Source organism: Massilia sp. LjRoot122, assembly GCF_964252725.1.
Classification (GTDB): domain Bacteria; phylum Pseudomonadota; class Gammaproteobacteria; order Burkholderiales; family Burkholderiaceae_D; genus Telluria.
Map to the genome: position 1 here is coordinate 3960638 of NZ_CAXUPB020000001.1, position 12412 is coordinate 3973049.

Sequence of the window (12412 nt, forward strand, 5' to 3'; positions counted from 1 at the left end):
CAATTTTGCGTGAGTGGCCCTGCAAACAAACTTGGGTCCCGGCCTTCGCCGGGACGACGGATCAGAGGGCGATGGTACTAAATTACTTCCGATCCGCGATCGGCACGAACTGCAGGTCTTCCGGACCCACGTAGTTCGCGCTCGGGCGGATGATCTTGTTGTCGATGCGCTGCTCGATGATGTGCGCGGCCCAGCCCGAAGTGCGCGAGATCACGAACAGCGGGGTGAACATGGCGGTCGGCACGCCCATCATGTGATACGAGACGGCCGAGAACCAGTCCAGGTTCGGGAACATCTTCTTGACTTCCCACATCACCGATTCCAGGCGCTCGGCGATGTCGAACATCTTCATCGATCCGGCTTCCTGCGACAGCGTGCGCGCCACTTCCTTGATCACCACGTTGCGCGGGTCGCTGATGGTGTACACCGGGTGGCCGAAGCCGATCACGACTTCCTTGTTCGCCACGCGGTTGCGGATGTCGGCTTCGGCCTCGTCGGCGTTCTCGTAGCGCTTCTGGATCTCCAGCGCGACTTCGTTGGCGCCGCCGTGCTTCGGGCCGCGCAGCGCGCCGATCGCGCCGGTGATGGCCGAGTGGATGTCGGAGCCGGTGCCGGCGATCACGCGCGAGGTGAAGGTCGAGGCATTGAACTCGTGTTCCGCGTACAGGATCAGCGAGGTGTGCATCGCGCGCACCCAGGACTCGCGCGGCTTTTCGCCGTGCAGCATATGCAGGAAATGGCCGCCGATCGAATCGTCATCCAGCTCGACGTCGATGCGCTTGCCCGAATGGCTGAAGTGGTACCAGTACAGCAGCATCGAGCCGAACGAGGCCATCAGGCGGTCGGCGATGTCGCGCGCGCCCGGGACATTGTGGTCGTCCTTTTCCGGCAGCGTGCAGCCCAGCACCGACACGCCGGTGCGCATCACGTCCATCGGGTGGGCGCTCGCCGGCAGCGCCTCGAGCGCGCTCTTGACCGCCTGCGGCAGGCCGCGCAGCGACTTCAGCTTGGCCTTGTAGCCCTTCAGTTCCGCGCTGGTCGGCAGCTTGCCGTGCACCAGCAGGTAGGCGATTTCCTCGAATTCGCAGGTGGTGGCGACATCCAGGATGTCGTAGCCGCGGTAGTGCAGGTCGTTGCCGGTCTTGCCGACCGAGCACAGGGCGGTATTGCCGGCGGCGACGCCGGACAGGGCCACCGATTTCTTCGGCTTGAACGTTGGGGTCTCGTTGTTCTGGGTGCTCATGCGTCGAATCTCCTGAATTACTTGGTCTTTTTCTGGGCGAACAGCGCGTCGAGCTTCTGCTCGTAGCTGTGGTAGTCGATGCGGTCGTACAGCTCGGCGCGGGTCTGCATCGTGTCGATCACGTTCTTTTGGGTGCCGTCGCGGCGGATCGCCTGGTACACGTTCTCGGCCGCCTTGTTCATGGCGCGGAAAGCCGACAGCGGGTACAGGGCGAGGCCGACGTTCGCGCTGCGCAGCTCGTCGAGCGTGAACAGCGGGGTCGCGCCGAATTCGGTGATGTTGGCCAGCACCGGCACCTTCACGGCCTCGGCGAACTGTTTATACATCTCGAGGCTGGTCATCGCCTCCGGGAAGATCATGTCGGCGCCGGCTTCCACGCAGGCAACCGCGCGCTCGATGGCGGCGTCCAGGCCTTCCACGGCCAGCGCGTCGGTGCGCGCCATGATGACGAAGTTCTCATCCGTGCGCGCGTCGGTGGCCGCCTTCACGCGGTCGACCATCTCGTCCTTGCTGACGATTTCCTTGCCCGGGCGGTGGCCGCAGCGCTTGGCGCCGACCTGGTCCTCGATATGGCAGGCGGCGGCGCCGGCCTTGATCAGCGAGCGCACGGTGCGCGCGACATTGAAGGCCGAGGCGCCGAAGCCGGTGTCGATGTCGACCAGCAGCGGCAGGTCGCAGACGTCGGTGATGCGGCGCACGTCGATCAGGACGTCTTCCAGGCTAGAAATGCCGAGGTCCGGCAGGCCCAGCGAACCGGCGGCGACGCCGCCGCCCGACAGGTAGATCGCGCGGTAGCCGGCGCGCTTGGCCAGCAGCGCGTGGTTGGCGTTGATGGCGCCGATGACCTGCAGCGGGGATTCTTCCTGGACGGCCTTGCGGAAGGCGGCGCCGGCGGAGTGGTGGGTCATGCTGGTCCTTTCGAATGATGCGTTGTTAATGCACTCTATTAATGCAAGCAGCGTGCCAGTAAGCGACCGTCGAAAATTTTCCACATAATCAATCACTTAGTACAAGACTTAGTGGAAGGAAGTTCAGCTAGCCGGCTCATCTGTTTCATTTCAATGCAACGTGAAACGCCAAATGAAACATGATAACAATAAAAAAACCCCGCCGCAGCGGGGTTGGGGGGGAAACGGATGACTTAGTGCGCTGCTGCCGCAGAAGCGCCGATACCGGTCTCGGAGCGCACTTCCTGCGCTTCGAAGCCAGCCCTGTCGATTGCCGCGCGCGGGCTCTTGTCGGTCACCGAGAAGAACCAGATGCCGAAGAAGCCCACCGCCATCGAGAACATCGCCGGCGAGGTGTAGGGGAAGATCGGCGCGGCGTTGCCGAGCACGTCGACCCACACCGACTTCGACACCAGGGTCAGCACGACCGCGGTCGCCAGGCCCAGGAAGCCGCCGACGGTGGCGCCGCGGGTGGTGCAGTCCTTCCACAGCACCGACATGAACAGTACCGGGAAGTTGGCCGAAGCGGCGATCGCGAAGGCCAGCGACACCATGAAGGCGACGTTCTGCTTCTCGAACGCGATCCCGAGCAGCACCGCGATGACGCCGAGTGCGATGGTGGTGATCTTCGAGACCTTCAGCTCGTCGGCGCTGTTGGCCTTGCCCTTCTTGAACACGGTGGCATACAGGTCGTGCGACACGGCCGAGGCGCCCGACAGGGTCAGGCCGGCCACCACCGCCAGGATGGTCGCGAAGGCCACCGCCGAGATGAAGCCCAGGAAGATGTCGCCGCCGACGGCCTGCGCCAGGTGGACCGCCGCCATGTTGTTGCCGCCCATAAGCTTGCCGGCCGCGTCCTTGAAGGCCGGGTTGGTCCCGACCAGCACGATCGCGCCGAAGCCGATGATGAAGGTGAGGATGTAGAAGTAGCCGATCCAGGTGGTGGCCCACAGCACCGACTTGCGCGCTTCCTTCGCGCTCGGGACGGTGAAGAAGCGCATCAGGATGTGCGGCAGGCCGGCGGTGCCGAACATCAGCGCCATGCCGAAGGAGATCGCCGAGATCGGGTCTTTCAGGAAGCTGCCCGGGCCCATGATGGAATCGCCCTTGGCATGCACTTCGGTCGCCGTGGCGAACAGTTGTTCAGGGCTGAAGTTGTACTGCGCCAGCACCGCGAAGGCCATGTAGGAAGCGCCCGACAGCAGCAGGACGGCCTTGATGATCTGCACCCAGGTGGTGGCGGTCATGCCGCCGAACAGCACGTAGACCATCATCAGGATGCCGACCAGGACCACCGCGATCCAGTATTCGAGGCCGAACAGCAGTTTGATCAGCTGGCCGGCGCCGACCATCTGCGCGATCAGGTAGAAGGCCACCACGACCAGGGTGCCGGAGGCCGCGAACACGCGGATCGGCTTCTGGTGGAAGCGGTAGGCGGCGACGTCGGCGAAGGTGTAGCGGCCCAGGTTGCGCAGGCGCTCGGCCATCAGGAAGGTGATGACCGGCCAGCCGACCAGGAAGCCGATCGCGTAGATCAGGCCATCGAAGCCGTCGAGGAAGACCGCGGCCGAGATGCCCAGGAAGGATGCGGCCGACATGAAGTCGCCGGCGATCGCCAGGCCGTTCTGGAAGCCGGTAATGCCGCCGCCGGCGGTGTAGAAGTCGGAGGCCGAGCGGGTCTTGGCGGCGGCCCACTTGGTGATGAACAGGGTCATCACCACGAACAGCGCGAACATGCTGATCGCGGTCCAGTTGGTGGCCTGCTTGGTGGCCTGGCCGAGGTCGGGCGCGGCCATGGCGGCGCCGCCGGCTGCCAGCGCGAGCAGCGCGATGAAGGAACGGTGCAGGGTCTTCATGCGGCCACCTTCTGCTTGCCGCCCTCGGCCACGCGGGCCTTGATGGCGTCGGTCAGCTGGTCGTACTCGCCATTGGCGCGGCGCACGTAGATGGCGGTGACGACCACGGTGAACAGGATGACGAACAGGCCCAGGGGGATACCCCAGGTCATGACGCCGTCGCCGACACGGCTGCCCATGAATTCCTTGTCGAAGGCGCAGAGCAGGGTGAAGCCGTAATACACGACCATCATGCTCCAGGTGAGCATCCAGCCGAAGCGCGAACGCTTCGTGACCAGCTTGCGGTAATTGGGGTCGGCCTTGACCCGCTGTACGATGTCTTGATCCACTTTTGTCTCCGGTTATCTATTCTGGTGATGCCTGGTATTCAGGGCTGGAGTCAATCCTAAGGGCGCGCCCTTACCTCAGTCTTACGCTTGCTTACGCCTAACTGACAGCAGCCGACCCTGCTACACTTGATACATGAGCCCATCCACACGCAGCCCCATGGACGGCGGCGACAAGCCGGTCATCTGGACCGTGTCGGTATCGCGCCTGTTCGACCTGTTCCGCGACATCACCCTCGAGTACGACCACCTGGCGACGATCGAACCGCTGCACCTGGGTTTCGACGAGGCCGTGCGCACACTGCGCGAGCGCCTGGCGACCGAGCACTGCGACGTGGTGATCGCCGCCGGCTCGAATGCCGCCTACCTGAAGGGCCGGATCCCCGTCCCGGTGGTGGTGGCCAAGGCCAGCGGCTTCGACGTGATGCAGGCGCTGGCGCGCGCGCGCCGCGTCTCGAGCCGCATCGGCGTGATCACCTACCAGGCACCGCTGCGCGAGCTGGCCGAGTTCGCGGACACCTTCGGCATCGCCATCGCCCAGCGCACCTACGTGACCGAGGAAGACGCGCGTGCCGGCATCAATGAGCTGAAAGCCTCGGGCATCGAGGTGATCGTCGGCGCAGGCTTGACTACGGACCTGGCCGAGGAAGCCGGCCTGACCGGCGTGTTCCTGTATTCGGCGGCGTCGATCCGCCAGGCCTTCGACGATGCGCTCGAGACCGCGCGCCTCACCCGCCTGGAGGCGGGACGCGGACGGCGCGTCGCCGCGGCGGACAGCCGCCGCGCGCGGCGCGGCCTGCACGACCTGCGCGGGGAATCGGCCGCGATGGAGCGCCTGCGCCAGACCGTGGTGCTGTACGCGCGGTCGCCGGCCACGGTGCTGATCGAGGGCGAGACGGGCAGCGGCAAGGAGCTGGTGGCGCAGGCGATCCACCGCGAAGGACCGCACCGCGCCGCCAACCGGCCCTTCGTGGCGGTGAACTGCGGCGCGATCGCGGAATCGCTGCTGGAATCGGAACTCTTCGGCCACGAGGAAGGCGCATTCACCGGAGCCCGCCGCGGCGGCCATGCCGGCCTGTTCGAGGCGGCCAACGGCGGCACCCTGTTCCTCGACGAGATCGGCGAAATGCCGCTGGCGCTGCAGACACGCTTGCTGCGCGTGCTGGAAGAGCGCGAGGTGATGCGCGTGGGCGGCACCCGGCCGGTGCCGATCGAGGTGCGCGTCATCAGCGCGACCCACTGCGACCTGGAAGCGCGCGTGCGCGAGGGGCGCTTCCGCGCCGACCTGTTCTACCGGCTGGCGGTGCTGCGCCTCGACCTGCCGCCGCTGCGCGCGCGCGTCGCCGACATCGCGCCCCTGAGCGAATGGGCGCTCAAGAACGCACTGGCGGCGCTCGGGGCCAAACCGCATCCGAACCTGCATGCCGAGATCCGCGCCTGCGCCCCGCTGCTCGAAGCCTATGGCTGGCCGGGCAACGTGCGCGAGCTGCGCAACCTGATGGAGCGGCTGGCGCTGTTCCTGGCGGCCGAACCGCTGCAGGCACTGACTCCGAGTTTCCTGGTGTCGATTGCCCCTGAACTAGGCCAGGGAGCGGCATTGCCGGCGCCGAAGGCGGAGACAGAAAACATTGCGGAGGTGCTGGCGCGCTTCGGCGGCCAACGCGACGCGGCGGCAAGACACCTCGGGATCAGCCGGACGACCCTGTGGCGGCGCCTGAAGAATCCGTAGGGTGGGCGGCTAAGCCGCCCACGCGGTGATCGTAATCAGCTCCGCTCTCGCACCGGATGATCTCGCTGCCAGCTATCACCGCGTGGGCGGGAGACCCGCCCACCCTACAAGATCAACACCAGCTGTCATATTCGCCGTATCATGACTTTTTTACATGGCCTGGCACCCATTGAGTGTCAGATCCTCGACTAGCGTCCGCCCAGCGGCGCACCGCCCGGGCCCTGCCCGGCCTTTCGGAGGCACTATGCAACATGCGTCGCAAGCTGCACTGTTTTCCCTGATCGGTGACACCCCCCTGATTGAAGTGACACGGATCGACACCGGTCCCTGCCAGCTGTTCCTGAAACTCGAATCCCAGAATCCCGGCGGCTCCATCAAGGACCGCATCGGCCGCGCCATGATCGAGCAGGCCGAGCACGACGGCCACCTGCAGCCCGGCGGCACCGTGGTCGAAGCCACCGCCGGCAACACCGGCCTGGGCCTGGCCCTGGTGGCGCGCATCAAGGGCTACCGCGTGGTGCTGGTGGTGCCCGACAAGATGGCCGCCGAGAAGATCCTGCACCTGAAGGCGCTCGGCGCCGAGATCCACCTGACCCGCTCCGACGTCGGCAAGGGCCACCCCGAGTACTACCAGGACTACGCGGCGCGCCTGGCGAAGGAGATTCCGGGCGCCTGGTTCGCCGACCAGTTCAACAACCCGGCCAACCCGCGCGCCCACGAAACCACCACCGGCCCCGAGATCTGGGACCAGGTCAACCACAGGCTGGACGCGATCGTGGTCGGCGTCGGCTCGTCCGGCACTCTGACCGGCCTGTCGCGCTATTTCAAGAAGACCCAGCCCAAGCTCGAGTTCATCCTGGCCGACCCGCAGGGCTCGATCCTGGCCGACTACGTGAACACCGGCGTGCTGCGTACCGATGCCGGTTCGTGGGCGGTGGAAGGCATCGGCGAGGACTTCATCCCCGGCATCGCCGACCTGTCGCGCGTGAAGAAGGCCTATACCATCCCGGACGAAGAAAGCTTCGGTACCGCGCGCCTGCTGCTGCAGCGCGAGGGCATCCTGGGCGGGTCCTCCACCGGCACCCTGCTGGCCGCCGCGCTGCGCTACTGCCGCGAGCAGACCCGCCCGAAACGCGTCGTCACCTTCGTGTGCGACACCGGCACCCGCTACCTGACCAAGGTGTACAGCGACGGCTGGATGGTCGACCAGGGACTGATCACGCGCCCCAAGACCGGCGACCTGCGCGACCTGATCGGCCGCCGCTACGACGAGGGCGAAGTGGTCAGCCTGCTGCCGACCGATACCCTGCTCACCGCCTTCAACCGCATGCGCAGCGCCGACCTGCAGCAGATGCCGGTCATTGACAAGGAGGGCCGCCTGGTCGGCCTGATCGACGAGTCCGACCTGCTGCTGCACGTGACGGCGGAACCGAACCACTTCAGCGCGCCGGTCTCCAGTACCATGACGTCTTCGCTCCAGACCCTGCTGCCCACGGCCAGCATGGGCCACCTGCGCGAGATCCTCGACCGCGGGCTGACCGCCGTGATCGCCGACGGCGAGCATTTTTATGGCCTGATCACCCGCTTCGACCTGCTCAACCACCTTCGTAGGACCCTCTCATGACAGAGACGAAAAAACACCTTGCCACCCGCGTGATCCACGGCGGCCAGGCGCCCGAGCCCAGCACCGGCGCCGTCATGCCGCCGATCTTCGCCACCTCGACCTTCCGCCAGGAGAGCCCGGGCGTGCACAAGGGCCTGGACTACGGCCGCTCGCACAACCCGACCCGCTGGGCGCTGGAGCGCTGCGTGGCCGACATCGAGAGCGGCAGCGCCGCCTTCGCCTTCGCCTCCGGCCTGGCCGCGATCGCGGCGGTGCTGGAACTGCTGCCGGCGAACTCGCAGATCGTGGCGGGCGACGACATGTACGGCGGCACCTTCCGCCTGTTCGAGCGCGTGCGCCGCAAGAGCGCCGGCCACAGCTTCGCCTATGCCGACCTGACCGACCCCGACGCCCTGGCCCGGACCATCACGCCCGAGACCCGGCTGGTGTGGGTCGAGACGCCGACCAACCCGATGCTCAAGCTGGCCGACCTGGCGGCGATCGCGCAGCTGTGCCGCGCGCGCGGCATCATCACCGTGTGCGACAACACCTTCGCCAGCCCGATCGTCCAGCGCCCGCTGGAACTCGGCTTCGACATCGTGGTGCACTCGACCACCAAGTACATGAACGGCCATTCCGACGTGATCGGCGGCGTGGCGGTGGTCGGCAAGGAAGCGCGCCACGCCGAGCTGGCCGAGCAGCTCGGCTTCATCCAGAACGCGGTCGGTGCGATCCAGGGGCCCTTCGACAGCTTCCTGGTGCTGCGCGGGATCAAGACCCTGGCCCTGCGGGTGGAGCGCAGCAGCGCCAACGCGCTGGCGCTGGCGCAGTGGCTGGAGCGCGAACCGAAGGTCCGCAAGGTGTTCTATCCGGGCCTGGAATCGCACCCCCAGCACGCGCTGGCGCGGCGCCAGATGAACGGCTTCGGCGGCATCGTGTCGATCGACCTGGCCACCGACCTGGCCGGGGCGCGGCGCTTCCTGGAAGCCTGCGAGGTGTTCACGCTGGCCGAAAGCCTGGGCGGCGTCGAGAGCCTGATCGAGCACCCTGCCCTGATGACCCATGCCAGCATTCCGGCCGAGCAGCGCGCCCAGCTGGGCATCGGCGACGGCCTGATCCGCCTGTCGGTCGGCATCGAGCACCTGGACGACCAGCGCGAAGACCTGCGTCGGGCGCTGGCCGCGATCTGAGGCAGGCCGCGTGGGCGCCTACTCCGCGTTGCGCGGGGCACCCGTGGCCGTCGCCGGGTCCGGCCGCCGCTGCGGATGCGAACCGCCGCGCTCGGGATAGTCCTCGTCGAGCTCCAGCGGCACCTGCAGGCAGACGCTTTGTGTCGGCAAGACTTCGGTCCAGTCGCGGATCAGGTCGCGGTATGCCAGCCCGACCGGACGCAAATGGCGGTCGAGGTCGGCCAGGCCCAGCGCATTGACGTGGCCATTGTTCTCGCGCAGGCTGCTGTCCCAGTCCACCTGGTCGGTCAGTGAATACCAGGTGAAGCCGACCAGGGGCACGCCGTTGTTGCGGACCCGAAGCACGTTCGCCCACTCCTTGCGCAGCCAGGTGACCGCCTCGTTGCCGCCGGGGCCCTGGCACAGATTGGTCTCGGTGTGCATCACGGGCAGGCGGTAGCGGTTGTAGTACTGGTGCGTGATCACGGCATAACCGAAGATTTCGCCGGACGAGGTCGTGGTACCGTCGGCCGCCACGTGGTGCTCGTTGGTCTGGTAGTAATCGTTCCCCATGATGCAGTGGTGCTTCAGGTTGTTATTCAGGAAGAAGTGGTATTCCTCGCGGCGCATGCCGTTGTCGAGCAGGTACTCGTACATGGTCGAGTCCACGCGGCGGCCGTAGTTCAGGTCCAGCGACAGGAAACGGCGCGCGTTCATGGTCTCCGCCGGCCCGATCGCCGCCGGCGATTTGGCATGGAAGTATTCGGTGGATTCGCTCTGGACGAACAAGGCATCCGGACGCACTTCGAGGATAGCGCGCATGGCCAGCAGGTTGGCCTTGACCAGGTGCTTGAGGGCGGTCACGAAGGCCCGGTCGCTGCGCAACTCTTCGTTCCACCAGCCGTACAGCGCGGAGAACAGCGCGCTGATCGACATCTCGTTCACCGGCGTGTACAGCTGGATCCAGGGGTAGCGCAGCGCGAACGCGCGGGCATAGGCGGCGAAGATGGCGGGGAAATCCGGATTCTGGAAGTTGCCGAGGAAATCGGGCAAGCCGAAATGGCAGAGGTCGACGATCGCCACCAGGCCGCGGCGCCGCAAGTCGGGAAAGACCTCATCCGCGAACGACCAGTCGTAACGCCCCGCGCCAAGCAGCGTCGTGTGCAGCGGCGGGCCATAGCGCAGGAAGCGGATGCCGATCTCCTGCACCAGATCGAAGTCGCGCCGCCAATGGCGGTAATGGCCGCACTTTTCCATCTCGTCCATGCGGATCCGGCCGGCAGCGATGGTCGGGATGCTGTTCTCGATGCCGGTCGCAAAGAGAAATCCGGGTGGACTCGATACCATGTGCTGTCTCGCAAAGGTCACGGTGCCAGGACATTGTCGACACGATTGCCTCGGCCTGTCAACGAGATATGCGAGTCATGGCGTAGCAGCAATGTATACTGGCATCACCCCTTCACCACACGACGAAAGACCACCTTGAAACAGCTGATCTCCCACTGCCTCCTCGGTTTGACCATCGCCCTGGCCGCTACCGGCTGCAAGCGCGCCGAAACGCCACCATCCACGCAAGCCGACTCGGTGGCGCTGCAAAAGATCGATACCGTGGCCGGCACCGGCAAGGAAGCGGTCGAGGGCACGACCGTCGTCGTCCACTACACCGGCTGGCTGTACGAGCCGAAGGCTGAATCGAAGCACGGCGCCCAGTTCGACTCGTCGAGCGGACGCGAGCCGTTCAGCTTCCAGCTCGGCGCCGGCCAGGTCATCCCGGGCTGGGATGCGGGCGTGCAGGGCATGAAGGTGGGCGGCAAGCGCACCCTCATCATCCCCTCCTCCCTCGGCTACGGCAGCTCGGGCGCCGGTCCGATTCCGCCGAACGCCAACCTGATCTTCGACGTCGAACTGCTGGAAGTCCGCTAAGCCATCGCCAGCGCGCGCTGCGCGCCGGCAGGCGCGCGCAGCTTGAAGGTGCCCACCAGTTCCGATAGCTCCGCCGCCTGCTGGCGCATCGATTCGGCCGCGGCCGCGGCCTGCTCGACCATCGCCGCATTCTGCTGGGTCGACTCGTCCATCTCGGCGATCGCCTGGCTGACCTGGGCCACGCCGCTGGCCTGTTCGCTGCTGGCCGTGGAAATGGTGTCGAGCAGGCCGGCCACGTCATGCACGTGCGCGAGCACCGCGCGCATGGTCTCGCCCGCGGTGCCGGCGATGTCGGTGCCGGCGGCGATTTCCCCGGTCGACTCGCTGATCAGCTGTTTGATTTCCTTCGCCGCCGTGGCCGAATGCTGGGCCAGGTTGCGCACCTCGGCCGCCACCACCGCGAAGCCGCGCCCTTCGGCGCCGGCGCGCGCCGCTTCCACCGCCGCATTCAGCGCCAGGATATTGGTCTGGAAGGCGATGCTGTCGATCATGCCGGTGATATCGACGATCCTGTCTGCCGAGGCCTTGATGGCAGCCATGCGCGCCACGACCTCCTCGACCGCCTGCGCGCTGCGGGTGGCAACATTCGATGCCGACTGGGCCAGGGCATTCGCGGAGCGGGCGCTGGCGTTGTTGCGGGCGATCGCCTCGAGCAGTTCTTCCATCGCGCCGACGGTCTGGCGCAGGCGCGAGGCCTGGCGCTCGGTGCGGCGCGACAGGTCCTGGTTGCCGTCCGCGATTTCGCTCGATGCCGAGTCGATCGCCTGCGCGCCCTGCAGCACCTGGGACACGGTGGCGGACACGCCGCCGGTCATGCCGTTGAGGGCGTCGAACAGGCGGCCGATCTCGTCGCTGCGTGCGTGCCGGATGACCGGGCGCAGGTCGCCATGGGCCACCTGCTCGGCGAGCACGACGGCCTGCTGCAGCGGGCCGACGATGTTCCGGGTCAGCATCCAGGCCAGCGCCGCGCCGATGCCGAGCGCCCCGAGTCCCAGCGCCAGCAGCAGCGCCTTGCCGAATGCGGATGCGGTGGCCGACTCCTCGGCCAGGCGGCGGGCTTCCGCCGCCTCATGGGCCAGCAGGGCTTCGAGCGCGCCGGTGTGCGCCTTGTAGGCCGTCTCCCAGTCGCCGCTGACGAGACCTTCGACCACCTGGGTCTGGCCGAACTCCTTGGCCTGGAACAGCGCGGCCTGGATCTTCGCCAGCGCCGCCTTGTGCTTGCCGGCTTGCGCGATCAACGCGTCTTCGCGCCCGGTGCGCGGCAGCCTGGCCAGCTTCGCTTCCAGCTCCGCGGCGCTCTTCCTCCCGCTTGCGAGCTGGGCGCCGAAGTAGTCCGCCAGTTCCAGGCTGTCGCTGCGCGCGATGGCAACAAGGCGCGAGCCGTTCAGGCGCTCGACGCCGAGCAGGTCCGAGGTGAGCTGCTGCTTGGCCAGCTTGTCGTAGACCAGGTCGGTGGTCAGCGCGTCGTTGGACTGCATGCGCCACAGCGCCACGGCCGACAGGAGGAGGATCAGGAAGGAGACGACACCGAAGGAGCCAAGGATCTTGGTGCCGGTCTGGAGCTTTGCGAGTGGCATTGCAAGTACCGGTGAATGAGATACTTGCAGTTTAGAAAT

At 66.6% G+C, this 12412-nt stretch carries 10 protein-coding genes; 4 read left to right on the forward strand and 6 right to left on the reverse strand.

The features are described from left to right. Positions 1-82 precede the first annotated feature (82 nt). The 4 genes from prpC to ACSQ25_RS17350 form a co-directional block, all read right to left on the reverse strand. Entirely contained in the window at positions 83-1243 is a 1161-nt protein-coding gene (gene prpC / locus ACSQ25_RS17335) for a bifunctional 2-methylcitrate synthase/citrate synthase (protein WP_436106914.1), read from the reverse strand. A gap of 17 nt (positions 1244-1260) precedes the next feature. Beyond that, entirely contained in the window at positions 1261-2151 is an 891-nt protein-coding gene (gene prpB / locus ACSQ25_RS17340; protein WP_436106915.1) for a methylisocitrate lyase, read from the reverse strand. A gap of 233 nt (positions 2152-2384) precedes the next feature. Further along, positions 2385-4046, reverse strand: coding sequence for a cation acetate symporter (locus ACSQ25_RS17345; RefSeq protein ID WP_436106916.1), 1662 nt, complete (start codon positions 4044-4046; stop codon positions 2385-2387). Then, entirely contained in the window at positions 4043-4375 is a 333-nt protein-coding gene (locus tag ACSQ25_RS17350; RefSeq protein ID WP_436106917.1) for a DUF485 domain-containing protein, read from the reverse strand. The genes ACSQ25_RS17345 and ACSQ25_RS17350 overlap by 4 nt, the downstream gene beginning before the upstream one ends. 133 nt (positions 4376-4508) lie before the next feature. On the opposite strand from ACSQ25_RS17350, the gene prpR reads away from it, so the two are divergent. The 3 genes from prpR (at position 4509) to ACSQ25_RS17365 (ending at position 8894) form a co-directional block, all read left to right on the forward strand. Then, the gene (gene prpR / locus ACSQ25_RS17355) at positions 4509-6101 is read left to right on the forward strand and encodes a propionate catabolism operon regulatory protein PrpR (protein WP_436106918.1); all 1593 of its coding nucleotides are present in this window, start codon (positions 4509-4511) and stop codon (positions 6099-6101) included. A gap of 244 nt (positions 6102-6345) precedes the next feature. Then, on the forward strand, positions 6346-7725 hold the full coding sequence (locus ACSQ25_RS17360) for a pyridoxal-phosphate dependent enzyme (RefSeq protein WP_436106919.1): 1380 nt from the start codon (positions 6346-6348) through the stop codon (positions 7723-7725). Then, positions 7722-8894, forward strand: a complete 1173-nt coding sequence (locus tag ACSQ25_RS17365; RefSeq protein ID WP_436106920.1) for a trans-sulfuration enzyme family protein — start codon at positions 7722-7724, stop codon at positions 8892-8894. The genes ACSQ25_RS17360 and ACSQ25_RS17365 overlap by 4 nt, the downstream gene beginning before the upstream one ends. Before the next feature lie 18 nt (positions 8895-8912). On the opposite strand, the gene ACSQ25_RS17370 is transcribed toward ACSQ25_RS17365, so the two are convergent. Then, on the reverse strand, positions 8913-10220 hold the full coding sequence (locus tag ACSQ25_RS17370) for a family 1 glycosylhydrolase (RefSeq protein ID WP_436106921.1): 1308 nt from the start codon (positions 10218-10220) through the stop codon (positions 8913-8915). A 135-nt stretch (positions 10221-10355) separates the two neighbouring features. On the opposite strand from ACSQ25_RS17370, the gene ACSQ25_RS17375 reads away from it, so the two are divergent. Continuing rightward, positions 10356-10796, forward strand: a complete 441-nt coding sequence (locus ACSQ25_RS17375; protein WP_436106922.1) for an FKBP-type peptidyl-prolyl cis-trans isomerase — start codon at positions 10356-10358, stop codon at positions 10794-10796. Here the strand turns inward: ACSQ25_RS17375 and ACSQ25_RS17380 are convergent. Then, positions 10793-12373, reverse strand: coding sequence for a methyl-accepting chemotaxis protein (locus ACSQ25_RS17380; RefSeq protein WP_436106923.1), 1581 nt, complete (start codon positions 12371-12373; stop codon positions 10793-10795). The genes ACSQ25_RS17375 and ACSQ25_RS17380 overlap by 4 nt on opposite strands. Positions 12374-12412: the final 39 nt, after the last annotated feature.